Annotated in this window: 24 protein-coding genes; 15 read left to right on the forward strand and 9 right to left on the reverse strand. The window is 67.2% G+C overall.

Annotated features, from left to right (window positions below):
- Positions 1 to 2: 2 nt before the first annotated feature.
- Positions 3 to 1,055: a sensor domain-containing diguanylate cyclase gene (locus ROV95_RS19845; protein ID WP_019659361.1), complete on the forward strand. Its 1,053-nt coding sequence runs from the start codon at positions 3 to 5 to the stop codon at positions 1,053 to 1,055.
- Between the two features lie 116 nt (positions 1,056 to 1,171).
- Complete coding sequence (locus ROV95_RS19850; RefSeq protein ID WP_019659360.1) at positions 1,172 to 2,197, forward strand: AI-2E family transporter; 1,026 nt, start codon at positions 1,172 to 1,174, stop codon at positions 2,195 to 2,197.
- Here ROV95_RS19850 and ROV95_RS19855 read toward each other — a convergent pair.
- Positions 2,158 to 2,451, reverse strand: a complete 294-nt coding sequence (locus tag ROV95_RS19855; RefSeq protein ID WP_312546114.1) for a hypothetical protein — start codon at positions 2,449 to 2,451, stop codon at positions 2,158 to 2,160. The genes ROV95_RS19850 and ROV95_RS19855 overlap by 40 nt on opposite strands.
- Between ROV95_RS19855 and ROV95_RS19860 the strand changes: the two genes are divergently transcribed.
- From ROV95_RS19860 to ROV95_RS19890, 7 genes are all read left to right on the forward strand, one after another.
- Complete coding sequence (locus ROV95_RS19860; protein WP_312546013.1) at positions 2,360 to 4,102, forward strand: GGDEF domain-containing protein; 1,743 nt, start codon at positions 2,360 to 2,362, stop codon at positions 4,100 to 4,102. The genes ROV95_RS19855 and ROV95_RS19860 overlap by 92 nt on opposite strands.
- 229 nt (positions 4,103 to 4,331) lie before the next feature.
- Positions 4,332 to 4,763: a pyridoxamine 5'-phosphate oxidase family protein gene (locus tag ROV95_RS19865; RefSeq protein WP_026346954.1), complete on the forward strand. Its 432-nt coding sequence runs from the start codon at positions 4,332 to 4,334 to the stop codon at positions 4,761 to 4,763.
- A gap of 94 nt (positions 4,764 to 4,857) precedes the next feature.
- Entirely contained in the window at positions 4,858 to 5,442 is a 585-nt protein-coding gene (locus tag ROV95_RS19870) for a hypothetical protein (protein ID WP_312546015.1), read from the forward strand.
- A 203-nt stretch (positions 5,443 to 5,645) separates the two neighbouring features.
- Positions 5,646 to 6,113: a DUF2975 domain-containing protein gene (locus ROV95_RS19875; protein ID WP_312546107.1), complete on the forward strand. Its 468-nt coding sequence runs from the start codon at positions 5,646 to 5,648 to the stop codon at positions 6,111 to 6,113.
- A complete protein-coding gene (locus ROV95_RS19880; RefSeq protein ID WP_019659355.1) occupies positions 6,113 to 6,337 on the forward strand; it encodes a helix-turn-helix transcriptional regulator in 225 nt (74 codons plus the stop codon). The genes ROV95_RS19875 and ROV95_RS19880 overlap by 1 nt, the downstream gene beginning before the upstream one ends.
- 43 nt (positions 6,338 to 6,380) lie before the next feature.
- The gene (locus ROV95_RS19885; RefSeq protein WP_019659354.1) at positions 6,381 to 7,922 is read left to right on the forward strand and encodes a TerC family protein; all 1,542 of its coding nucleotides are present in this window, start codon (positions 6,381 to 6,383) and stop codon (positions 7,920 to 7,922) included.
- A gap of 122 nt (positions 7,923 to 8,044) precedes the next feature.
- Positions 8,045 to 9,181 (forward strand): metallophosphoesterase, encoded by a 1,137-nt coding sequence (locus tag ROV95_RS19890; RefSeq protein WP_312546018.1) that lies wholly within the window; start codon positions 8,045 to 8,047, stop codon positions 9,179 to 9,181.
- 135 nt (positions 9,182 to 9,316) lie between these two features.
- Here the strand turns inward: ROV95_RS19890 and ROV95_RS19895 are convergent, their stop codons facing one another.
- The 5 genes from ROV95_RS19895 to ROV95_RS19915 all read right to left on the reverse strand — a co-directional run bounded on the left by ROV95_RS19895 (position 9,317) and on the right by ROV95_RS19915 (position 12,848).
- A complete protein-coding gene (locus ROV95_RS19895) occupies positions 9,317 to 9,955 on the reverse strand; it encodes a ferric reductase-like transmembrane domain-containing protein (RefSeq protein WP_111098249.1) in 639 nt (212 codons plus the stop codon).
- Positions 9,956 to 9,969: 14 nt separating this feature from the next.
- Positions 9,970 to 10,740 carry a putative DNA-binding domain-containing protein gene (locus tag ROV95_RS19900; RefSeq protein WP_233653119.1) on the reverse strand — a complete coding sequence of 257 codons (771 nt, stop codon included), beginning with the start codon at positions 10,738 to 10,740 and terminating at the stop codon, positions 9,970 to 9,972.
- Complete coding sequence (locus ROV95_RS19905) at positions 10,733 to 11,578, reverse strand: DUF692 domain-containing protein (RefSeq protein ID WP_312546024.1); 846 nt, start codon at positions 11,576 to 11,578, stop codon at positions 10,733 to 10,735. The genes ROV95_RS19900 and ROV95_RS19905 overlap by 8 nt, the downstream gene beginning before the upstream one ends.
- A 56-nt stretch (positions 11,579 to 11,634) precedes the next feature.
- Positions 11,635 to 12,108 carry an EF-hand domain-containing protein gene (locus tag ROV95_RS19910; RefSeq protein WP_312546025.1) on the reverse strand — a complete coding sequence of 158 codons (474 nt, stop codon included), beginning with the start codon at positions 12,106 to 12,108 and terminating at the stop codon, positions 11,635 to 11,637.
- 95 nt (positions 12,109 to 12,203) lie between these two features.
- Positions 12,204 to 12,848 carry a DoxX family protein gene (locus tag ROV95_RS19915; RefSeq protein ID WP_312546027.1) on the reverse strand — a complete coding sequence of 215 codons (645 nt, stop codon included), beginning with the start codon at positions 12,846 to 12,848 and terminating at the stop codon, positions 12,204 to 12,206.
- Between the two features lie 342 nt (positions 12,849 to 13,190).
- On the opposite strand from ROV95_RS19915, the gene ROV95_RS19920 reads away from it, so the two are divergent.
- The 5 genes from ROV95_RS19920 to ROV95_RS19940 all read left to right on the forward strand — a co-directional run bounded on the left by ROV95_RS19920 (position 13,191) and on the right by ROV95_RS19940 (position 18,080).
- On the forward strand, positions 13,191 to 13,979 hold the full coding sequence (locus ROV95_RS19920; RefSeq protein WP_312546030.1) for an alpha/beta hydrolase: 789 nt from the start codon (positions 13,191 to 13,193) through the stop codon (positions 13,977 to 13,979).
- 3 nt (positions 13,980 to 13,982) lie between these two features.
- Complete coding sequence (locus ROV95_RS19925; protein ID WP_021203082.1) at positions 13,983 to 14,528, forward strand: redoxin family protein; 546 nt, start codon at positions 13,983 to 13,985, stop codon at positions 14,526 to 14,528.
- Positions 14,529 to 14,585: 57 nt separating this feature from the next.
- Entirely contained in the window at positions 14,586 to 15,326 is a 741-nt protein-coding gene (locus ROV95_RS19930) for a response regulator (protein ID WP_312546032.1), read from the forward strand.
- Positions 15,323 to 16,636, forward strand: a complete 1,314-nt coding sequence (locus tag ROV95_RS19935) for a HAMP domain-containing sensor histidine kinase (protein ID WP_312546034.1) — start codon at positions 15,323 to 15,325, stop codon at positions 16,634 to 16,636. The genes ROV95_RS19930 and ROV95_RS19935 overlap by 4 nt, the downstream gene beginning before the upstream one ends.
- A gap of 184 nt (positions 16,637 to 16,820) precedes the next feature.
- The gene (locus ROV95_RS19940; protein WP_111101833.1) at positions 16,821 to 18,080 is read left to right on the forward strand and encodes an MFS transporter; all 1,260 of its coding nucleotides are present in this window, start codon (positions 16,821 to 16,823) and stop codon (positions 18,078 to 18,080) included.
- Positions 18,081 to 18,084: 4 nt separating this feature from the next.
- Here the strand turns inward: ROV95_RS19940 and ROV95_RS19945 are convergent, their stop codons facing one another.
- A complete protein-coding gene (locus ROV95_RS19945) occupies positions 18,085 to 19,032 on the reverse strand; it encodes a nucleoside hydrolase (RefSeq protein ID WP_312546037.1) in 948 nt (315 codons plus the stop codon).
- Positions 19,033 to 19,180: 148 nt separating this feature from the next.
- Between ROV95_RS19945 and ROV95_RS19950 the strand changes: the two genes are divergently transcribed.
- On the forward strand, positions 19,181 to 19,507 hold the full coding sequence (locus tag ROV95_RS19950) for a hypothetical protein (RefSeq protein ID WP_312546038.1): 327 nt from the start codon (positions 19,181 to 19,183) through the stop codon (positions 19,505 to 19,507).
- A 126-nt stretch (positions 19,508 to 19,633) separates the two neighbouring features.
- Here the strand turns inward: ROV95_RS19950 and ROV95_RS19955 are convergent, their stop codons facing one another.
- Both ROV95_RS19955 and mqo read right to left on the reverse strand, forming a co-directional pair.
- Positions 19,634 to 21,826, reverse strand: a complete 2,193-nt coding sequence (locus ROV95_RS19955) for a TonB-dependent siderophore receptor (RefSeq protein WP_312546040.1) — start codon at positions 21,824 to 21,826, stop codon at positions 19,634 to 19,636.
- A 323-nt stretch (positions 21,827 to 22,149) separates the two neighbouring features.
- Positions 22,150 to 23,838, reverse strand: coding sequence for a malate dehydrogenase (quinone) (gene mqo / locus ROV95_RS19960; protein WP_019659330.1), 1,689 nt, complete (start codon positions 23,836 to 23,838; stop codon positions 22,150 to 22,152).
- Positions 23,839 to 23,916: the final 78 nt, after the last annotated feature.

Here is a 23,916-nt window from a genome sequence, read left to right on the forward strand (position 1 = left end):
CAATGCCATTCTTCACCGATTCGGCGGAAGGCGCGGTCGAAGGCATTGGCGCGGCACGTCGCATCGGCTGGATGCGTTTTGTCGGCAATGGACTGGGGGCGATCCCCATCGCGTCGATCATCCTCGAACGGCAGAATGGCGGATGGGCGTGGGTCCTGCTGCTGCTCAACGCGCTGGCGTGGCCCGCGCTGGCGCTGCTGCTGACCCGGCGCTCCCGCCAGCCGGCGCGCGTCCAGTTCCGCTGCATGGTGGCCGATTCCCTGTTCGGCGGCGGCTGGATCGCATTCATGGCGCTCAGTGCCGTGCCCAGCGCGCTGTTTGCCGCGCTGCTGGTGGCCGACAAGATCGCAGCCGGTGGCGTGCGCCTGGCGACGCGCGCCACGTTGGCGCTGCTGCTGGGCTTCGCACTCACCTGGTGGGCGCTCGGCTTCCCATTCCAGCCGGTGACCTCGCAACGTACGATCATGCTGAGCATCCCGTTCCTGTTCGTGTATGGCATCGGGCTGAGCATTCTCAGCTGGCAGCTGGCCCGTCGGGTGAAATCGCAGAACCGCCAGTTGAAGCGGCTGAGCCGGATGGACCCGCTGGTTGAGCTGGCCAACCGCGGCTTTCTGATCGTCCGCGCGCAGCAGGCACTGGACAAGGCGCAGGGTCAGGGTGGTTTCGCCTGCCTGCTGATGCTTGATGTGGATGACTTCAAGCGCATCAATGACTCGCATGGTCATCGTGCCGGGGACGAAGTGCTGCGCCATATCGCGTCCACCTTGCGCGCCTTCGCCCGGCCCGGTGATACCCCTGCGCGGCTGGGAGGCGACGAGTTCGTGGTGCTGCTGCACGACTGTGCGCCCATCGATGCGATGCAGGTGGCCGAGCGGGTCCGCCTGCACCTGCTGGAAGCAGCACGGCAGGCAACACCGGGCATCGAGTTCAGCGTCAGCATCGGCATCGCGGCAACGCCGCGCGGTGGCAGCGTCGAGGACTGGCTGGCACTGGCCGACCGTGCGCTCTACCACGCCAAGCGCCAGGGCAAGAACAACGCCAGCTATGGCGAATAGTGGGCCGGGGGCGGTGGGCATACCGCAGAACGAGGGCGTAGCGCTCGTCCATGCTGTACCCGGAATCATCGCCACCAATCCTCTACCATGGGCCAACCCGCCCGGACGCACCGCCCATGCAAGACGCCCTCGTTGCACAGCCCAAGCCCCCCGTTGCGCGGATCGCGGCGTGGTTGATGATGTTGCTGGGCATGTGGCTGGCGTTGAAGCTGGGCCTGGTGGTGACCCTGCTGTCGGGGCTGCTGGTGTTCCAGCTGACCCACGTGCTGGCCTCCACCGTGGAAGGCAAGCTGCCGCCGGGACGAGCGCGGGCGATCGCGGTGATCGTATTGTCGGCCATCATCATCAGCGCGCTGGTGCTGGCCGGGATCGGCGTGGCCTCGTTCTTCCGCAATGAGACCGGCGGACCGGACGCGCTGCTGGCGCGCCTGATGGAGATCCTCAATACCTCGCGGCACCAGGTGCCGGCGCTGCTGCAACCCTACATTCCCGAAGACATGCCGGCGCTGCGCGCGGCGCTGAACGACTGGGCCGCCGAGCACCAGCGCCAGCTGGGCGTGGCCGGCACGTCGGTGGTGCAGGTGGGCGTGCGCGTACTGATCGGCATGGTGCTGGGGGCGATGATCGCGCTGTACGACGAACTTCCCGTGCCCAAGATGGGGCCGTTGGCGCAGGAGCTGATCGGGCGCACCAGCCGCCTGGCCACCGCATTCCGCCAGGTGGTGTTCGCACAGGTGAAGATCTCGCTGCTCAACACCGTGTTCACCGCGATCTTCCTGCTGGGCGTGCTGCCGCTGTTCGGTGTGCACCTGCCGCTGTCCAAGACCCTGGTGTTGATCACCTTCGTCGCCGGCCTGCTGCCGGTGGTGGGCAACATCATTTCCAACACGATCATCACCATCGTTGCGCTGTCTGTCTCGTTCTACGTGGCAGTGGCGGCGCTGCTGTACCTGATCGTGATCCACAAGCTGGAGTACTTCCTCAATGCGCGCATCGTCGGCGGTGAAATCCAGGCCCGCGCCTGGGAGCTGCTGCTGGCCATGCTGGTGATGGAGGCGGCGTTCGGCCTGCCCGGCCTGGTGGCGGCGCCGGTGTTCTATGCCTACGTGAAGCGCGAACTGGTCGACCAGCGCTGGATCTGACCCGGCGTAACCTGTCGCATCTGATCGGCTGGCGTCGGGGCGCCGGCATTGCCGGGCGCGTTCGCGCGCGCTGCGCTATATCCCCGTCGCGGATCGGGCGGCACTGGCTTGGCGCCGCCGGAGCCGGTCGCTACAGTGAGCCGCACTTCAGGGGAATTCTGCATGGCCGGCAAGGTATCGCCCATCAGGTTGCGGACCTGGGTCTGGATCCTGGCTGGGCTGTTTGTCGTGTGCACGTTGCCGTTGATGGCCATCGCCCTGGTCCAGGGAACACTGCGCTACACCGACGCCGAAGGCAACCTGGCCAGCCTGCGGCAGCTGCGGCAGACCTTCGATCTTGCCAACCTGGCTTCGGCCGAGCGAGGCCCGGCCAACAGCCTGCTGGGGGCTGACCCGGCCGATGCCGCCGAACAGGCACGGCTGGCTGCGCAGCTGGCCGTCGCACGCCAGCGGGTCGACACTGCCCTGCTGCAGCTGGAGACCGTGTTCAAGGATGACCCGGGCGTGTACGACGAGCATCGCCTGCTGGCCAGCGCGCAGCGTCGCCTGAAGTCGGCGCGGGCTGCGGTCGATCATGTCGCGGCGCAACCGCATGACGCACGCCGTGTGGAGGAGGTGGAGCGTGCGATCAGCGGCATGTTCGCGGTGGTTGATCGCCTGCATCTGCTGACCTCGGCGCAGATCAACGCGCTGGTCAGTGCCGACCGTGAGGCGGCGATTCCGGCAATGCAGGGCCAGCTGTTGTTCGATCTTCGCGAGCATGGTGGCCGCCTGGCCTCGAACGTGATGGCGCCGGTGGCGGTACCGGGGGCGTGGCGCGAGGAACAGGTGCGCGCTGCGCTGCAGACCGAGGGCCGCCTGCTGGAGCTGTGGCGGTTGGCGAGCAGCCACGAGTCGGTGTTCCGCAGCGACCCGGAATTGTCCTGGCACTGGGACATGGCGCGGCGGCAGCTCTTCGGTGAGTCACTGCCGATGATCGAGCAGCTGATCGAGGATGGCCGCCGTGGCGTGCCGCCGTCGTGGACCGCCGCCGCGTTCACCAATCGCTACGTGCCGACCCTGCAGTCGCTGGAGGCGCTGCGCGATGGCTACCTGAGCGTGTCCATCGCCCGCTTCGAACGCAGTCGCAACCGTGAGGCCATGCGCCTGGCCGTGCTGGTGGCGACCGCGCTGGGCACGCTGGTGGTGCTGGGCATGGCCCTGCGCATTGCCCACCTGCAGATCCTGCAGCCACTGCTGCAGGCGCAGCAGCAGGTGATCCAGCTTGCCTCGGATACCCCCGGTCCGGAGGAGAATGTCACCCACCCGCTGGCCGAGATGCAGCGCCTGTTCGATGCCATCGAAGTGCTGCGCGAGAAATCGCGCGAGCGTTCGACGTTGACCAGCGAGCTGCGCCAGCTGGCCGGTACCGACCAACTGACCGGGCTGTTGAATCGGCGCGCGCTGGATGAGGTGGTGCAGCGGAGACATGCGGGGGGCGAGGCAAGCGCCGTGGTGATCCTGCTGGACGTGGATCGCTTCAAGGCCATCAACGATGGCCATGGCCATGAAGCCGGCGACGAAGTGCTGGTGCAGGTGGCGCAGTTGCTGCGGCACCACCTGCGGCGCAGCGACAACATTGCCCGCTATGGTGGCGAGGAGTTCCTGGTGCTGCTGGCCGACGGTGATCTGGCCGGCGGGCGCCAGCTGGCTGAATCATTGCGATTGGCGCTTCAGCAGATGGACATCGCGCTGGCCGGGGGCATCGTGCTGCGCGTGACCGCCAGTTTCGGGGTGGCCAGGGGCGGCACCGATTCGCTGGGCTGGCGCAGCCTGCTGCGTGCCGCCGATGCGGCCATGTACCAGGCCAAGGCACAGGGGCGTGACCGGGTACGGGTGGCGGGGGACGGTCGCATCACGCGCTGATGGCACGCGTCAGCCAATGCGTGCATGCACCCGTCGCAGCGTCTGCAGGACCGCCCGACGCGCGATGGGGCGTGCAGCTGCTGCAAGCGCAGGTGGTGTGGTGAGCAGCGCGTCACGCACGCGCCACGCGCCCTATCTCGTTTTCTGTGAAGAAGTCGCCATGGACCTTCCACGCTTCGGTCACCGCTCTGCGCAGACGCTGGGATTCCACTTGATGAAGGACGACACCATGACCCAGCTCACCCTGCCCGAACTGGCCAGGAAGATGGCCGACATCGATTTCACCATGCTGCAGACCCGCGCCGGCGGCGAAATTGCCGGTCGTCCGATGAGCAACAACGGTGACGTGGACTACGACGGTGACAGCTGGTTCTTCACCACGGAAGACACCGACATGGTGCACGAGATTGAGGCTGACCCCGCCGTTGCGCTGGGTTTTTCCGGCAGCAAGTCGCTGCTGGGCAAGCCGCCGTTGTTCGTGCACGTGCAGGGAAGGGCGGCGCTGGTGCGCGATCGCGCTGTGATGCGCGAGCACTGGGTGAAGGATCTTGAGCGCTGGTTCGAGCAGGGCGTGGATACACCGGGGCTGGTGCTGATTCATGTGCGCGCCAGCCGCATCCACTATTGGGATGGCGAGGACCAGGGCGAAATGGCCGTCTGACCCGGCAGCGGGAGGCTGGCGGCCATCGCGGCCATTGCGCGGCGCGCCAGGCCTTTGCCATCCTCCCCGCTGTTTTCCGTAGCGTGGAATCCCGATGCGTCCTGCGTTCTTCTGGCTGGCTTTGGCCCTGCTGCCCACACTGGTGGTGGCGCAACCCGCGCGTGCGCCCAAGGCCAAGGCCCCGGCGCAGGATCCCTTCAGCGAGCTGTTCGATACCGCCTGCATGCAGCACATCGGGGCCCCGGCGCGGTTGCAGTCGCTGATGGAATCCAATGGGCTGTCGCCGCTGCAGCCGGCCGAAGCCGCCACGCTGTTGCAGGGGCAATCGGGCGTGGCGTGGATGGTGCCGCTGGCCAGTGGCCGCTATGCGGTGAGCTGGGCTGACGATGGAACGTGTACGGTCTACGCCGAGAAGGCCGACGCGGCGGTGGTGCAGAAGGGGTTTGCCCGGTTGGTGCAGGCGGCGCCGACGCCGTTGCAGGCGCGCTCGCTGCCAGGCCGTGGGCCGTTGTCGGCGGACCAGGTGGCGATCCAGTACGGCTGGGCCACGCCCGGGCAGGCCAAGCTGCAGGTGCGTTTCAGGCTGGTCACGCGGCAGGCCGCCGAGGCCGGCGTGCAGGCGATGGCCTCGGTGACGCCGGGCGAAGCAATGCTGGAGCAGGCTGCACCCAGTCGGTAACGCTGGCCCCGCGCCGCGCAGGCTGCCCATGCCCGCGATTCAGCCTTTCACGCTGGTTGTGATATATCGTTTATCGATAAATACACCCGGGGAGGCGAGGCCGCCCCAATGCCGGAGGCCGCTTGAACGCTCGTCCCGCCCGCGCCAGACCCGCGCGAGGCTTGTTCACCTTGGCCCAGGCCGCCGTACAGGCCGTCCGGGCGATGTGCTGGCTGGGCATCCTGGCCGCACTGCTGGCCGTGCCACTGGTCGCCCACGACCGCCGCTGGCTGCTCGACAGCGTGCACGATGCCGCTGCTGCGGCCGCGCATGGGAACGATCTGTTCCTGCATTTCTGCCTCGGCCTGGGCGCGATCGTCGCGCTGCTGGTGCTGTGCCTGCTGTTCCTGCGGCACCTGCTGCGGCTGTTGAAGTCGGCTGCGCGCGAGCGGCCGTTCACCCACGCCAACGCACAGCGCCTGCAGCGCATGGCCTGGCTGATGCTGGCGATGGAGCTGCTGTCGATCCTGATCGGCGTCTACGCGGCCTGGATGGGCCCGGATTTCACCTGGATGGAGGTCGGCGGTGGCATGTCGATCACTGGCTTGGTGGCCGTGCTGATGCTGTTCGTGCTGGCGCGCGTGTTCGCCGTGGGCGCAGCGATGCGCGATGACCTCGACGGTGTCATCTGATGGCAATCGTCATTACCCTGGACCGCATGCTGCAGGAAAGGGGCATGACCCTGTCCGAGCTGGCCGGGCGCATCGACATCACCCTGGCCAACCTGTCGATCCTGAAGACCGGCAAGGCGCGCGCCATCCGCTTTTCCACCCTTGATGCGATCTGCCGCGAGCTGCAGTGCACGCCCGGTGACCTGCTCGGGCACGACCCGGCGCAGGCACATGACGCTGACTGAGCGGTCGCTCTTTTCCCTTATCTACTGACGAAACGGACCTGAAATGGAATGGTTGGCTGACCCCTCGATCTGGATGGGCCTTGCAACCCTGGTCGTGCTGGAGATCGTTCTCGGCATCGACAACCTGGTGTTCATCGCGATCCTTGCCGACAAGCTGCCGCCGCACCAGCGTGACCGCGCGCGGGTGATCGGCCTGGCCCTGGCCTTGCTGATGCGGCTGGTGCTGTTGGCCGCACTGGCCTGGATCATGAAACTGACCGCGCCGCTGCTGACGCTGTTCGACCACAGCTTTTCCGGGCGTGACCTGATCCTGCTTGGCGGTGGCCTGTTCCTGCTGTTCAAGGGCACCATGGAACTGCACGAACGGCTGGAAGGCCGCGAACACCACGAGGACGGCAAGAAGGTCTACGCCAGCTTCGCAATGGTGGTGGCGCAGATCGTGGTGCTCGACGCGGTGTTCTCGCTGGACTCGGTGATCACCGCGGTCGGCATGGTCGACAACCTCGGCGTGATGTATGCGGCCGTGACGATCGCCATGGCGCTGATGCTGCTGGCCAGCAAGCCGCTGACCCGCTTCGTCAACAAGCATCCCACCGTGGTGGTGCTGTGCCTGGGCTTCCTGCTGATGATCGGCTTCAGCCTGGTGGCCGAAGGACTGGGCTACAAGATCCCCAAGGGCTACCTGTACGCGGCGATCGCCTTCTCGATCCTGGTCGAGGCGTTCAACCAGTGGGTGCGTTTCAACCGCGAGCGCAACGAGCGCCGCCTGCCGTTCCGCCAGCGCACCGCCGATGCCGTGCTGCGCATGCTGGGCGCGCGCCCGGCCAATGGTCACGACGATGAAGGGGGGGACGGGCAGGTGGACACTGCAGAGCGCTTGCAGCCGGCCGAACACGAGATGATCCGCAGCGTGCTGGGCCTGGCCGATCGCCCGGTGTCGAGCGTGATGACGGTGCGTGCCGACGTGCAGTGGATCGACCTGGCGCGTGGGCAGGAGGATGTGGTGGCACGCCTGGTGGCGTCGCCGCACACCCGCCTGCTGGTGGGTGAGGGTGACCTGGACAGCCTGCGTGGCGTGGTGCAGAGCCGCGACCTGCTGGCCGACCTGCTGCAGGGCAGGCCGCTGCAGTTGGAGGGCAACCTGCGCGAGCCGCAGTACGTGCTGTCCAGTGCCAGCGCGCTGCAGGCGCTGGAACTGATCCGCCAGCACCCGGTGCCGTTGGCGGTGGCGGTGGACGAGTACGGCAGCGTGGAAGGCCTGGTGACCGCCAACGACCTGCTGGCGGCCATTGCCGGTGACCTGGTCGATACCCAGGACGAGCGCTATGGCGTGGTCGCGCAGGGCGAGGACCAATGGGAGGCCGACGGTGCGCTGACTCTGGACGACCTGCAGCGGCTGGCCGGCGTATCGCTGCCGCGCAGTGCCGACTACATGACCATCTCCGGGCTGGTGCTGGAGCAGTTGGGTCGGCTGCCGGACATCGGCGATGTGGTGGAGGTGGCGGGTGTGCGCATCACCGTGCTGGCGATGGAGAAGCGCCGCATCGCCCGCCTGCGGGTGCAGCGCCTCGACGGAATGGCCTGACCCACCTGTTGATGTAGAGCCGAGCCCATGCTCGGCTGCATGTTGAGAAGCCGAGCATGGGCTCGGCTCTACACAACACGGCCCGCAGCCGTCACCATGGCGGCCCCCACTTTCCCTCCCGGATGGTTGCAGTGCTGAGTACGATCGGTTTGTTGATGGGCCTGTATGTGGCCTGGCGCCTGTTCTGGCCACTGCGCATGCCCCCCTGGCAGAAGGTCGTGCTGTCGCTGCTGCTGGTGGGCGTAGCCGTGCAGCTGCGTATCGTCGCCACGTTCTGGGGCACGATGGCCTCGCCCGAGATTCCGAAACTGGCCATCGCCACGCTGGCTACCGGCTCCACGGCGGTGTTGCTGTTGGCGTTGCTGATGCTGGCGATGGATGCGGGCCTGCTCGCGTCCCGCCTGCTGCGCTGGCCACGTGCGGTAGCCGCATTGCGCACGCGGCGCTTGCGGCCGGCGGCCGGCGTGCTGGCGCTGCTGGTCAGTGGTTATGGTGTCAGCCAGGGCATGGCGGTGCCTCATGCCCGGCAGATCGAGGTGAGCATTGCCGGGCTGCCAGCGGCGTTCGACGGCTATCGCGTGCTGCAGCTGACCGACATCCATGCCAGCCGTCTGCTGACCGGCGACTGGGTGCGTAGAGTGGTGGTCGAGAGCAACGCGCTGAAGCCGGACCTGATCGTGATCACCGGCGATCTGATCGATGGCAGCGTCGAGGCCCGTCGCGACGACGCGCGTCCGTTGGCCGATCTGCAGGCGCCGGACGGCGTCATTGCCATCACCGGCAACCACGAGTACTACGCGCAGTACCAGGCATGGATGCAGGCGTTCCGCGCGCTGCACATGCAGGTGCTGGAGAACAGCCACCTGCAGGTGCGGCGCGGCGACGCGGCGCTGACCATTGCCGGGGTCACCGATCCGGTGGCCGCACGCTACGGCCTGCCGCTGCCGGATCTCCAGGCTGCACTTGAGGGTGCCAATCCGTCCGCACCGGTGATCCTGCTCGATCATCGCCCACGCAATGCGCGTGAGGCCGCTGCGCGCGGTGTGAAGCTGCAGTTGTCCGGGCATACCCACGGCGGGCAGATCATCGGCATGGACCAGCTGGTGAAGCGGGCCAATGGCGGTTTCGTGTCCGGCCGCTACGAGGTGGACGGGATGACCCTGTACGTGAGCAATGGCGCTGGCCTGTGGGCCGGATTCCCGGCGCGCATCGGGGTGTCCTCGGAAATCACCCTGATCACGCTGCGCCGCGCCCCGTGACCTGAAGTGGGGCATATCCCTTTCCGCAGGGAATTCGCTGCCTATCGTGCTGGGATCCCTCTGTAGAGCCGAGCCCATGCTCGGCTGAGCCAGGGGCAGCCGAGCATGGGCTCGGCTCTACAGGTAACCGCCTCCTCAAGAACTCCGCAGCGGTGGCCGCGCATGCGCATTGCGCCGCAGCGACTGCGCCCGCTTGGCGATCGCACGCACCACGACAGCGGTGAAGAGCAACGCGGAGGGTACCGCGTACCAGAAGTTGCCGGGCACGCGCTTGAAGTACGAATAGGTGAACACTGCGGCGATGATCCACATGCCGGTCACGTGCAGGCGACGCCACACGGTGGGGCCCATGCGGCGGGCGATGCCACGATGCGAGGTGATGGCCAGGGCGAGGATGGCTACATAGCCGATCGTGCCCGGCAGGTTGGCCAGGGCCGAGCGTGCCGGCCAGAACGCGGGGTTGAGGATGCCGAAGGCGGTGATCGCCACCGCATGCAGCAGGTGCGAGAACGCGAATGACAGGCCGATGATGCGCCGCTCGCGCAACATGTGCTGGGTGAACGGGCCGGGCAGCAGGCTGGCGAACGACGATGCGGTGAACGCGGCCAGGAAAAGCAGGAACGACGTGCGTGCAGTGACCCGGATCGCCGCGCGGCTGCCCTCGACCACGTCGGGCTGCAGGGTGAACGCCGCCAGTGCGACGGCGATCAGGACCACAGCCATGGTCACGAAAAGGCGCCAGCCGTGCAGGAAGGAAGTGTTGGAAGCAGCCATGATCAAACCTCGAATCAGACAGGGGTAGTGCCGGCCGCTGGCCGGCAGTCGCAGAACCCGGCCAGCGTGACCAGCACGCCGGCCGCGCATAGTTCGCCCAGCAAGGGCGTGGCCACCACGCGCAGTTCGTCGGCGGCCACGCCATGCGCATCGGCCAGTGCGTTCAGCGCGTCATCCACGTGGGTACCGTCATCAGCGAAGGCCGACAGCAGCGCATACGCCAGTGGTGCCAGTTCCTCGACCTGCAGCTGGTAGTCCGCCAGGCGGCGCAGCAGCAGAAGCGTCGGCTCGCTGGCGGCGGCATCGTCCAGCGCGGCGTCCTCATGCACCGGCCACCGGTAGCCCAATACCCGCACCAGCGGCGACAGCGCCAGCACATCGCTGCCCGCCGGCATGGACTGCAATGAATGCCCGGCATCACGTGCCTCGATGTGCAGCGTCTGCTGCGTGCTTTCGTAGTGCGCCAGTTCCGCCGCCCAGCCGGGCAGCGCGAACGCATACTGCACAGCCAGCCACGCAGCGAACTCGCTGGCGATCTGCGGGAACAACGGGGTATGGCAGACGTGATGTGCGTAGTAGTGCTCGACCAGACCGCGCCAGCGCGCTTCGCCCAGCTGTTCCAGCAGTCGCGGCAGGCTGCCTGCCAAAAGGGTGTCCAGGCTGTCGATGCACAGGCGGCGGTAGACCGCCATCCGCCGTGCCTCGACGCCATCGGGCGCAGGCATTGACGGGTCCCGTACATGATCGGCCCAGCGCCGTTGCACGATGGCCAGCGACTCAGCCATGGGCCACCTCCTGCCAACGTGCCTCAACCTGCGCCTGGCGGATGTGCGCAACCTCGGCCAGCAACTCCGCCAGCGGCGGAAAGTTGAAGTCGCGTTCGAGCAGCGTGGGGCGCACGCCCAACCGCGCATAGGCCTCGCGCAGGAGCGCCCAGACCACGCCTTTCACCGGCGCCCCATGGGTATCGATCTTGAAGCCGTCGTCTTCATCGAAGTGGCCAGCTACGTGCAGCGAGGCGACACGGTGGGACGGCACGCGGGCCAGGAACTCGAAGGCGTCGTAACCGTTGTTGCAGGCATTGACGAAGACGTTGTTGACGTCCAGCAGGAGGTCGCAGTCGGCTTCGGCGAGCACGGCGTTGATGAAGTCGATCTCGCTCATGTCCGCGCCGGCAACGGCGTAGTAGGAAATGTTCTCCACGGCGATGCGTCGGCCCAGCATGTCCTGCACCTGGGCGATACGGCCGGCGACATGGTGAACGGCCTCGGCGGTGAACGGCAGTGGCAGCAGGTCGTAGACATGGCCACCGGCGGCGCAGTAGCTCAGGTGTTCGCTGTACAGCTGCACCTGGTGCAGGTCGAGGAAGGCACGGGTCTGTGCCAGCAGGGTGCGGTCCAGCGGATCAGGACCGCCCAGCGACAGCGACAGGCCGTGGCAGGTCAAGGGGTGGCGCTCGCTGAGTTGGCGCAGCACGGCGCCGTGTGCACCGCCGACGCCGATCCAGTTGTCGGGGGAAACTTCGAGGAAGTCGATGGCACTGGCCGGCATTGCCAGCAGTTCATCGATCAGTCCACGACGCAGGCCAAGACCGGCGGCATTGGAGGGCAGGGGCAGGGACATGGCGGATGCTCCAGAAGGAGGGCGCCGCCCTGGAGGCGGCGCCGGGTGAACGTCGATCAATCGGCAACGCGGGAGAACAGGCCCTTCGGCATCGGCTTGCCGTTGGCGGTGTAGACGCTGCGCAGGTAGTCGTGCGCTTCCTGCTCGCTGATGTAACCGTCGTGGTCGGTGTCGATGCGGTCGAACTCGGCGGCACGCTTGGCGGCCACAGCGTTGAATTCGGCACGCGAGACCTTGCCGTCGTGGTCGCGATCAGTGCGGGCAAACGAGGCGTCGCCGCACTTGCCTTCGCCACACTGGCCCTCGGCCACCTTGGCCTTGCCGGCGGGCTTGCCGGTGGTGGCCTTGTTGGCCCCGCACTTGCCTTCACCGCACTTGCCTTCGGCGGCGCTCATGGCCACCGCGCTGATCGCCAGCGGCTGGATCGCCGCGGCCTGGCCGGCCAGCAGCAGGCCACTGGCCAGGGCGATGCCGATGGCACCGATGCGCGGCAGGCGAGAGGAAGAGGTGTTCTTGGTCGAGATGGACATGGTGGTGACTCCTTGGGAAAGCACGCGGGGCGTGCGGGATGGACGCCGCCGAAGAGGCGACGGAAAGCGAAACGCGCGGGAACAGGGGAGTCGGCTCAGGCGGCGCGGCGACAGCGCAGCAGATGGCCCAGCAGCAGCACACCGCCGAGCAGGGCACCGCCGAAGCCGATGCCGGGCAACAGCGCGGCAACCGGCAGCAGCAGGGCGATCAGGCTGACGCCCCAACCCAGGCCGTCATTGCCTGTCGTGGCACGGCCGGGGCCGGCCAGCAGCCGGTCCACGCTGAGTGCGCCACCGCCGTTGAGGATCAGTGGCAGCAGCATGGCCAGGAACATCAACGGCAGCTTGAAGTTGCCGTAGCCCTGGTCGGTGATCGCATAGCCCTGCCAGAGTTCACCCAGGCCGTTCCATTGGTCGGGCCAGTGCACGGCGGCGATGGCAACGATGGTGAGTACCCAGAACACGTAGGCCACCGAGCGCGTGGCCAGGCCGAGCAGCAGCATCACTGCACCCACCAGTTCCAGCCACGTGGCCAGCTGCCAGTTCAGCGACGCGGGCAGTGTGGAGAACGGGAACGGGAAGCGGCCTTCCAAGTCGGCGAACCAGTTCTGGCCGCCCAGCTTCTCGCGGCCGGATTCAAAGAACTCCCAGGCCAGCAGGGTGCGCAGCGCCAACGGCGAGAGCCAGCGGCCGACGGCGTCCAGGCGGGGCGTATACACGGAAGAAGCGGTGCTGATCATGGTGGTGTCCTGCGGGCCAGTGGTCGATGGAAGCCATTCCAGGCGGCGCAGGTATCGGCAACGTGTGCCGTTGCCCGGGGTTTTGTCAGCGACTGTGGCCGCGGCCGGGGTTTCGTACAGTCAGATACAAAGACGATGCGCTGATGCGCATCGGGGCGTTGCGCGCCCGCGTGCGGGCAGCGATATCCACCCGAAAGCGCCCGGCCAGGACCGGCGCGCGAATGTATCCCACTGTAGAAACCCGCCTGCGCCCTACAGTCCGGTACAACTCCGCGCTGCGGAGAAACAGCGCCGATACACCGGCAGGCGGAAATGGCCACTCCCAACTCCGGAGTGCCCCCCATGATCCGTACCTGCTTGCTGGCCGCCGCTCTCGCCCTCGCCGCCGCCCCTGCCTTCGCTGCCCAGGCCGATACCGTTGCACCGCCCACCGTCATCCTGGTGCACGGCGCGTTCGCTGATGGCTCCAGCTGGAGCAAGGTCATCAGCACCCTGCATGACTGGAAGCTGCCGGCGGTGGCCGTGCAGAATCCGCTCACCTCGTTGGCCGACGACGTCGCCGCCACCCGTCGTGCGATTGCCGCTGCGCCTGGCAAGGTGGTGCTGGTCGGCCACAGCTGGGGTGGCACGGTCATCACCGAAGCGGGCAATGACCCGAAGGTGCAGGCGCTGGTGTACGTGGCCGGGTTCGCACCGGATGCAGGACAGTCTTCGGCGCAACAGGGCGAGGGTTTCCCGGTTGGCCCGGGCCTGGCCCGACTGCAGGAAAGGGATGGCTACCTGACGTTGCCGGCTGATGCCGTCGCCCAGGACTTCGCGCCGGACGTGATGAAGAAGTCGGCCGCACTGCTGTACAGCACGCAGGTCCCGTTGAAGGCCAGCGCGCTGGGCGAAGTAGTGAACGTTGCGGCGTGGCGCAGCAAGCCGAGCTGGTACGTGCTCAGCCGCGATGACCGCATGCTGTCGCCGCAGCTGCAGGCCGCCACCGCCAAGCGCATCGGTGCACAGCTGCAATCGATCGGCAGCAGCCATGTGTCGCTGCTTTCGCATCCGGCGCAGGTGGCCGACAGCATCCTGGAAGCGGCGGGAGTGAAGCCGGCCGAATTGCCGCTGGCCGAGCAGGGGGGCTGAACGATGGCCGCCCTGCGTGTGTATGCGCTGCCGTTGCTGCTGAGCCTGCTGGGTGGGGCTGCGCTACTGATGGCCTGGCCCAGCCCGGAGGCCGACGCGCAGCCGGCACAGGCCGTTCCCGCTGCCGGGTTTGACGGTGGCGGGCCCTGGCACAACAGCCCACCGCTCACACTGAAGCAGTTGCGGGGGCAGGTGGTGCTGGTCGAGTTCTGGACCTACACCTGCAGCAACTGCCTCAACGTGGCGCCGTATGTTCACCGGTGGCATGCACGCTACGCGCCGCAGGGTCTGAGGGTGATCGGCGTGCATACGCCGGAGTTTGCCCATGAAGGGCTGCCCGGCAACGTGCGCAAGGCCATCGCACGGTTGGACATCACCTGGCCGGTGGTGCAGGACAACCAATACCGGATCTGGAACGCCTGGCGCAACCGCTTCTGGCCCGCACTGTACCTGCTCGACCGGCAGGGGCGGGTGGTCTACCGCCATTACGGCGAGGGCGACTACGCACGTACCGAAAGCGAGATCCAGCGCCTGCTGGCCAGCCCCTGAGCCGCGCTACCATGGCCGCGCAGCGCGGCCCTGACCTCCGTCTTCATCGAGAACGCAATGAACCATGTATCGCACGTCCTGGTCGTCGACGATGACAGCGAGATCCGCCAGATGCTGGCCGACTACCTCCAGCGCAACGGCCTGCGCGTGAGCCAGGCCGACGGTGGCCGGGCCATGCGGGCACTGATGGATACCCATGCCGTGGATCTGGTGGTGCTGGACGTGATGATGCCGGGCGAGGACGGACTGAGCCTGTGCCGCAACCTGCGCGCCGGCAAGCATCGGGCGGTACCGGTGGTGCTGCTGACCGCGCGCGACGACGAGACCGACCGCATCATCGGCCTTGAAATGGGCGCCGACGACTACGTGACCAAGCCCTTTTCTTCGCGCGAGCTACTGGCACGCATCAATGCGGTGATCCGTCGCACGCAGATGCTGCCGCCGAACCTGCAGGTGAGCGAAGCCGGCCGCCAGTTGGCCTTCGGCGAGTGGCGCCTGGATACCACCGCCCGCCACCTGCTGGATGCACAGGGCACCGCGTATCCGCTCAGCGGCGCCGAGTTCCGCCTGTTGCGCGTGTTCCTCGATCACGCCAATCGGGTGCTCAGCCGCGACCAGCTGCTCAGCCTCACCCAGGGCCGTGATGCCGAACTGTTTGATCGCTCGATCGACCTGCTGGTCAGCCGCGTGCGCCAGCGCCTGGGTGATGACGCGCGCGAGCCAACCTACATCAAGACCGTGCGCAGCGAAGGGTATGTGTTCAGCCTGCCGGTGCAATTGCTGGGGCCGGACGAATGAACACCGCCGCACGTCGTCCACGCTGGCCACGCACGCTGTCGGCGCGTCTGCTGCTGGTGCTGCTGGGCGGACTGTCCCTGGCCCACGCACTGTCCTTCGGCCTGCTGTTCTTCGAACGCTACCAGTCCACCCGCAGCATGATGCTGCGCAACCTCGACGAGGATGTGGCAGTGAGCGTCGCGCTGCTGGAACATTTGCCTGCGGAGCAGCGTGAGGCCTGGGTGCCGCGGCTGGAGCGGCGCACCTACCGCTATCTGCTGCGCCCGGCCGCGGCCGGACCAGGGCTGCAGACCGATCGTGCGCGCCAGGTCACGGCGATCATCGACGACAGCCTGCGGCACCGCTATCCGTTGCAGGCGCGCCAGGTGGCTCGCCTGCCGGAGCGGTTCGAGGTGGAACTGCGCCTGCACGACGGCACACCCTTGACCATTGAAGTCACCCCGTCGGGCCTGCCGCTGGCACGTTGGCTGCCCGCCGTGCTGCTGCTGCAGCTGGCGCTGCTGCTGGTGTGCGCGTGGCTGGCAGTGCGTCTGGCCATGCGCCCGCTGCAGCAGTTGTCGCATGCGGTGGAGCATCTGCAGCCGGGCAAGGACGGGCCTGCACTGCCTGAAGATGGCCCTGCGGAAGTAGGCGGCGCAGCAGCCGCACTCAATGCCCTGCAGGCACGCATTCGTGGCCATGTCAGTGAACGCCTGCAGATCCTGGCCGCGATCTCGCATGACCTGCAGACCCCCATCACGCGCATGAAGCTTCGGGTGGAGACCCTGCCTGAAGACAGCACCCAGCAGCGCCTGCTGGCCGACCTCGATCACCTTGGGCAGCTGGTGCGTGAGGGCGTGGCCTATGCGCGCAGCAGCCACGTTGCCGCTGGCGCGCCGGTGTCGATGGACCTGGGCGCGTTCCTCGCCAGTGTGGTCGGCGACTACGAGGACATGGGCAAGCCGGTCACTGGCGGTGCGCCCGCTGGACTGGTCGTGCAGACCTGGCCGCAGCCGCTGCGCCGCGTGGTCGGCAATCTGGTCGACAACGCATTGCGCTACGCCGGCGCCGCCGAGATCGAGGCGGGCCGCGATACGGCCGGAAGGGTGTGGATCAGCATTTCCGACCGTGGCCCCGGCATTCCCGAGGACCAGCTGCAGGCAGTGCTGGCACCGTTCCACCGGCTGGAGAGCTCGCGCAACCGCGATACCGGAGGGACCGGTCTGGGACTGGCCATCGCGGTGCAGCTGGCGCAGTCGCTGGGTGGTTCGCTGAGGTTGCACAACCGCGAGGGTGGCGGGCTGCGGGCGGAACTGCAGCTGCCGGGCTGAGTTGCCCGGCCTTGTGTTCCAGCAAGGATGCTTCTGCTTCGGCCCTGGCGGTGAGCGCTTCACCGGTCATGAAACCCAGTGCATGCACGCAGTCGACAGCCGATGACCGGCATTTCACCCCGTCCATGCCACGCTGCGCGGAACCTGCCCAACCGGGACCGAGGCTGTTGAAGGCGAACACGCAATGACTGCGGCGCGGCAGCGCTCGATGTGGGTGGCGGGCCTGTCCACGGTGGTGGAGTGGTACGACTTCACCCTGTACCTGTACTTCGCCACGGTGCTGTCGCGGGTGTTCTTCGGCGGTGGCGAGCAGGCGTTGCTGGTGACCTTGGCTGGCTTCGCGGTGTCCTACCTGATGCGTCCGCTGGGCGCGCTGTGCTTCGGCCACCTGGGCGACCGCCTGGGCCGGCGCTGGATGCTGCTGGCTTCGATGGCGTTGATGGCAGCGGCGATGCTGGCCACTGCACTGCTGCCGACAGAGGCCACGGCCGGTACGACGGCCGGCGTGCTGCTGCTGATCCTGCGCTGCGTGATGGCGTTTTCGGTGGGCGGTGAGTACACCGGGGTGGTGGCGTACCTGTTGGAAAGCGCACCGGCGCGACGACGTGGCCTGGTGACCTCGCTGGCCTCGGCCGCCAGCGAAGTGGGCGCCCTGCTGGCGGTAGCGATCTCTGCACTTACCGTCGCGCTGCTGCCCACACCGCAGCTGGACAGCTGGGGCTGGCGGATTCCGTTCTTCGTTGGGGCTGCGCTCGCGCTGGTGATCCTGGTTGCGCGTTCGGGCATGCACGAGTCGCCGGAGTTCGAGCGCCAGCGGCGCGAGGGCAGCATCCCGGCCACGCCACTTCGGCACGTGCTGCGCCACCACCCGCTGGCGGTGGCGCGCACCTTTGCGATCTCCGCCTTGGGCTCGATCACCTACTACGTGGGCATCACTTATGTACCGGCGTTCCTGCACGCACGGGGGCATGATGAAGGCGATGCGCTGTGGTTGTCGACGATCGCGGCGGTGGCGGTCATTGCGATCACGCCGCTGTGCGGCGCGTTGTCCGACCGCTTCGGACGGCGGCCGATGCTGCTGGGTTTGACCGTGCTGGCAGCGCTGCTGCCGCTGTCCCTGTTCGCGTGGATGGCGCAGGCGACCGCACTGGGCATCGCGCTGGCGGCGGTAGTGCTGGCCTGCGTGGCCGGTGGCATCAGCGCGGTGGCGGCGCCGGCCACGGCCGAGCAGTTCCCCGGCGAAGGCAGGGTCAGCGGGCTGGCACTGGGGGTAACCATGGCCACTGCATTCTTCGGTGGCGCAACGCCGTGGCTGGCGCAATGGTGGGTGGAGCGCAGCGGCTGGGCAGCGGCGCCGGGCGCGATGATCGCGTTGGTGGCGGTGCTGGTGCTGCCGGTGCTGTGGACCCTGCCCGAGACGGTCCCGGGCAGGGCCAGGCGCTAGCGGGTCAGACCTTCAGGGTCTGCTCGATGTCAGCCAGCACCGCGGCCGCATCCACGCCGATGGCAATCGACTGCACCACGTGGCCGTCCCACACGCTCGGGCCGAAGGCCAGGCCTTCCGGCTTGGGAATGGTCATGCCGCGGGCAACGCCGTCGGTGGCCACGCGCACGCTGGCGCGCTCGAACTGGAACAGCTCCGGGCGGGTCAGCGCGATGCACGCGCAGCAGTCGTGCACGACCATGCCCTTGTGGCCGGCCTGCAGGTAGAAGTCGACGTAGTCCTGTGACAGTGCACGGACCAGCTCGGCGTCGGCACCGCCGATGGCGGCCAGCGTGTCCAGGCCGTCATGGTCCATTTCCACGCGGGTGGTGACGTCCAGGCCGATGGCGGTCACCGGCCAGCTGGCGGTGAACACCACGTCGGCCGCTTCGGCATCGCCCCAGATATTGGCCTCCGCAGCCGGGGTGATGTTGCCGTTGACGTGGAAGGCGCCACCCATGATCACCACGCCGCGTACCAGGCCGGCGATATCCGGCGCCTGCTGCAGGGCCAGCGCGAGGTTGGTCATGCGGCCGACCGCGACCAGGGTCACTTCGCCCGGATGGGCGCGGATCAGGTCGATGATCAGCTGGTGGGCGGGGCGGGTGTCGGCGGCCACGTCCAGTTCGGCCGGCACCGGGTAGTTGCCCAGTCCGTTGTGGCCATGGATGTGGACCGGCCAGGCTTCCGGGGTGGCTTCCGGCTGCAGCGGGCCACCGGCGCCGCGCGCGACCGGGGCGGCAAAGCCCCAGGCCTGCTTCAGGTACAGCGCGTTGTGCGTGGTTGAGTCCACCGAGGCATTGCCGAAGGTGGTGGTGACGCCGATCAGGTCGATCTGGGCGTGCTTGTGCAGGTACAGCAGGGCCAGGGCGTCGTCGACGCCCGGGTCGGTATCAAAAATGACTTTCAGCATGTTGTTGTTCTTCTTCTTCCGTGTGGTGCGGGGGGCGCCGGCGGCCTGGAAGCAGGCCGGCGCACACATTGTCCCATCTTCATGACAGGCAGGGCCATTGCCGGGGCAGCAGGCCATAATGCCCCCAATCCGAGCACGGAGTCGCCGAATGCTGATCGCCGCCCTTCTGCTGGTCCTGCTGGTGCTGGGCCTGAACGCCGTGGCTACCGTGGTGATCGCCAAGCGTGATGGCCTGTCGACGGGCGGCCGGACGGTGCAGCTGCTGATGGTCTGGCTGCTTCCCCTGGTCGGGGCCATCGTGTGCCTGGCGGTGGCCACGGCCGACGGCTCCGGGATCCGGGGCGACAACAGTCTCGGCAGTGGCTACGATCATCCGGGCGGCCATTCCGGCGACAGCTACAGCCATCACAGCCACAGCAGCTTCGACTGCAGCAGTGACGGTGGCAGCGGTGACGGCGGCAGCTGCGGCGATTGAGGTCCCTGCAGCGTCGAGCCATGCTCGACTGCCCTTCGCTCCAAAGCCGCGACGCCTGATCGAAAAGCAGTCGAGCATGGCTCGACGCTACAAGGTGCCGGGCACAGCCGGCCACCCTTGCCTGCCTCAGAACTTCCAGCGCAGGCTGGCCGACACGAAGCGCGGCTCGCCGTAGTTGTTGTAGTCCAGGTTGGCCCAGTAGGTCTTGTCCAGTGCGTTGCGCACGCTCAGCGTTGCGGTCCAGCTGTCGCTGATGCGGTAGTTGGCATTGAACTGCACCAGCATGTAGGCCGGCTGGTTCACCGTGGCCGTGCCGCCCAGCGGGTAAGCGATGTTGTAGCCCTGCACCTTGCTCTGCCACTGCAGGCCGCCGCCAACGCTCAGGCGTTCCAGCGCGCCGCGCAGCTGCAGTTGGGTGTTGAGCTGCAACAGATCCTTCGGCGGATTGGCGTACAGCAGGTCGGTAGCCGCTCGGGTGACCTTGACGTGGGTGTAGCCGGCATTGACCGTCCAGCCCGGCAGGATCTCGCCGTTGACGTCCATCTCCCAGCCGCGCGCCTTGGTGCCGTTGACGCCGATGTAGGCCGAGGTGCCATCGCTGAGCGAACCCTCCGGCACGCCCATGTCGCGCACCGCGTAGTTGTCCTGCTTGGCCTCGAACACCGCCGCATTGGCGGTCAGGCGGCCATCGAACCACTGCGTCTTGATGCCCGCTTCCAGGTTGGAGCCCTGTACCGGCGCCAGCAGGTTCTCGTTGCGGTCCTTGTAGTTCTGTGGATTGAAGATCTCGGTGTAGCTGGCATAGGCCGACACGTTCGGGGTGATCTCGTAGACCAGGCCCACGTACGGAGTGACTTCATCGCTCACCTTGTACGCACCGCTGGTGCCGGTATAGGCGCCGGCAGCGTTGTACGAGCGGCTGAGCGTTTCCCACCGGCTCAGGCGTGCACCGGCGATCAGCGACAGCGGATCGGCCAGGTGCACGCGGGTAGCCAGATAGACGCCGCTCTGCGTGGTCTTCGCTACACGGCGTGCGCCGGTGCGACGGTAGGTCACTTCGGAGATGTCGCCGTTCCAGCTGTACACATTGGGGATGTAGTAGCAGCGTTCGCTGCCACAGCGCGCCCAGTCGGTCGGGTAGTTCAGCGCGAGGGTATTCGTCGTGCCTTCCAGGTCCGACCACTGTGCGCCAACGGTGAGGTCGTGCTCGCGGCCGAACAGGTCGAAGCTGCCGGTCAGGTAGGCATCGACGTTGCGCCGGGTGTCCTTCGAATCACCGGCGGCCGCGCGCAGGTAGATGCCCGCGCCGGTCACCGGGTCCGGGTTGCCGGTGCCGTACAGGCGCACGTTCTGCACGTTTCCGCGGGTGTAGGCGGTGTTGACCTTCAACAGCCAGTTGTCGCCGAAACGCTGTTCCAGGTTGGCGAAGGCGGTGTTGCTCTCGCGCTTCCAGTAGCTCCATTTCGGCGACAGGTTGGTCGAGCGCGGCAGGTGCGCGAAATTGCCCTGGCTGTCGAAGAACGGCACGGTGCCCCAGGTCGAGCCGGTCGGGTTGTTGTCCTGGGTCTGGTAGCCGAGGGTGAGCGTGGTGCTGTCGGTGACGTCGCCTTCCAGTACCGCCATGCCGGCCATCTTGTTCTCGTCGTAGCGGTCGTAGTACAGGCCACGATCGGTATAGGCGGCGACCACGCGGCTGCGGAAGCGGCCGTCATCGGTCAGCGGCGCGGTCACGTCCGCTTCCATGCGGCGATAGTCCCAACTGCCCGTGCTGACCGCGAGCGAGGCATCGAATTCCCTGCCCGGACGCTTGCGCAGCAGATTGACCGTGGCCGACGGCACACCCGCACCACTGAGCAGGCCGTTGGCGCCGCGGATCACTTCGATGCGGTCGTAGAAGGCGGTGTCGTATTCCTGGTTGGTGGACCCGCTGTAAGTGGGGATGCCGTCGACCTGGAAGTCGGTGATGGCGAAGCCGCGCGCGTAGTACAGCGGGCGCTGCGTGTCATAGAAGGACACGCTGACGCCGGTCACGTTGCGCATCACGTCATTGATGCTGAACAGCGATTCGTCCTGCAGGCGCTGCAGGCTGATCGCAGTGGCCGACTGCGGGGTTTCCTGCAGGGTGATCGGCAGGCGCGTGGTGCTGGCCGGCGGAGCGGACTGCTCGGCTCGCACGCTGACCCGGTCCAGGGTCTTGGCATCGGCTGAGCCGTCGGCGGCAGCAAACGCGCTGGGCGCCGCCAGCAGGGTCAACGACGAAAGCAGGGCAGCCGGCAGCAGCGCGCGGCGGGGCAGGCGGTTACGCAGGGTCAAGGACATGGTGGGCTCGAGGCTTGGAAGCGGGGAAGGGTGGCGACAGTCGTCCAGTACCCGGGGCGGCGGCTTCGGGCACATCAGGTCCATCTGGGAGGGCGCGGTCACTGCGCAGGGCGCAAATGTAAATAATTCTTAACAACATTACAATTCGTATCAGTGCGCATGGGCGTCCAGGCGCCGGGCACGGCCGTCTGTAGAGCCGAGCCCATGCTCGGCTGCTTTTGGCTGGAGCCGAGCATGCGCTCGGCTCTACACCAGGGAGCCGCCCAAAAGCGAACGGCCACCCGAAGGTGGCCGTCCGTCTGCATCGAAAGGAACGTGCGGGCTTACAGCGCCTGCAGTTCCTCATTGGCGTTGCGCTTTTCCTTGGCCTGCGCAGGCACCGTGGCCGCAGCGGGCGATGCCGCGTTCGCATCCACCGGCACCTCCAGATACGGCAGGTGCAGGGTCTGGCTGGTCAGCGTACGGATCTCGTTGACCAGCGCCGGGCTGTCGTTGAGCTTGCGCCCATACGACGGCACGATCTCGCGCAGGCGGGTTTCCCAGCCGGCCTTCATCTGCTCCGGGAAGGCCTTGGCCATCAGGTCCAGCATGATCGGCGGCGAGGTCGATGCACCCGGCGAGGCGCCGAGCAGGGCCGCAATGGTGTGGTCCTTGTCGGTCACGATTTCGGTACCGAACTGCAGCACCGCGCCCTTCAGCGGATCGCGCTTGATGATCTGCACGCGCTGGCCGGCGGTGATCAGCTTCCAGTCACCCGGCTTGGCACTGGGGAAGTACTTGACCAGCTCGGCCTGGCGGTCGGCATCGTTCAGGCGTGCCTGGCCCATCAGGTACTGCACCAGGTCCAGGTTGTCCTTGCCCACTTCCAGCATCGGGCCGACGTTGTTGTGGGTGACCGATGAATACAGGTCCCACCACGAGCCGTGCTTGAGGAACTTGGTGCTGTACAGCGCGAACGGCCCGAACAGGACCACCGGCTTGCCGTCCAGCTTGCGTGCATCCAGGTGCGGCACCGACATCGGCGGCGAACCGGTCTCGGCCATGCCGTAGGCCTTCACCCCATGGCGCGAGGTCACGTCCTGGCCCTGGAAGGCGAGGAACTGGCCACCGACCGGGAAGCCGGCATAGTCCTTCGATTCCGGAATGCCGGACATCTGCAGCAGCTTGAGCGCGGCGCCACCGGCGCCGATGAACACGAACCGGGCGTGGGTGGTGGTCTCGGTGCCGGCCTTGAGATCCTTCACCGTCACGTTCCAGCTCTTGTCGGCGTTCTGCCGCAGCGCGGTCACTTCATGGTTCAGGTGCAGGCTGAAGTTCGGGCTGCGCTGCAGGCCGGCGGTCAGCTGGCGGGTGATCACGCCGAAATTGACGTCGGTGCCCAGCGGCATCCAGGTCGCGGCAACCTTCTGCTTCGGGTCACGGCCTTCCATCAGCAGCGGGGCCCACTGTTTGATCTGCGCCGGATCCTCGGAGTACTGCATGCCGTAGAACAGCGGATTCTTGACCAGGGCCTGCTGGCGCTTGTGCAGGTAGGCGATGTTGTCATCGCCCCAGACGAAGCTCATGTGCGGCGTCGGGTTGATGAAGTCGCTGGGCTGGCTCAGCCGGCCTTCCTTCACCTGGTGCGACCAGAACTGGCGCGAGACTTCGAACGACTCGGCGATGCCGACCGCGCGCTTGGTCTCGATGCTGCCATCGGGCAGCTCCGGGGTGTAGTTCAGTTCGGCGAAGGCCGAATGGCCGGTGCCGGCGTTGTTCCAGCCATCGGAGCTTTCACCGGCGACGCCATCGAGGCGTTCGTAGACCTGGATGTTCCAGTCCGGCTGCAGTTCCTGCAGGTAGGTGGCCAGGGTGATGCTCATGATGCCGGCGCCGACCAGCACAACATCGACGGGCTTGTCGTTGCTGGCGGCGGGCACCGAGCGCTGGGTCAGCGGCCAGTACAGGAACAGCGCGGCGGCCAGCAACAGCAGCACGAGCAGGGCGAGAAGAGCCTTGCCAAATTTCTTCATGGGGGCGGGATCGTTGGCGGAGGGGAAGGGGTCAGGATGCGCGTGGGGCAGGGAAAGGGCGTGAAGAAACAACGCCTT

Origin of the sequence: Stenotrophomonas maltophilia group sp. msm1 (genome assembly GCF_032025805.1) — a bacterium.
In the GTDB taxonomy this organism is placed as follows: Bacteria; Pseudomonadota; Gammaproteobacteria; order Xanthomonadales; family Xanthomonadaceae; genus Stenotrophomonas; species Stenotrophomonas hibiscicola.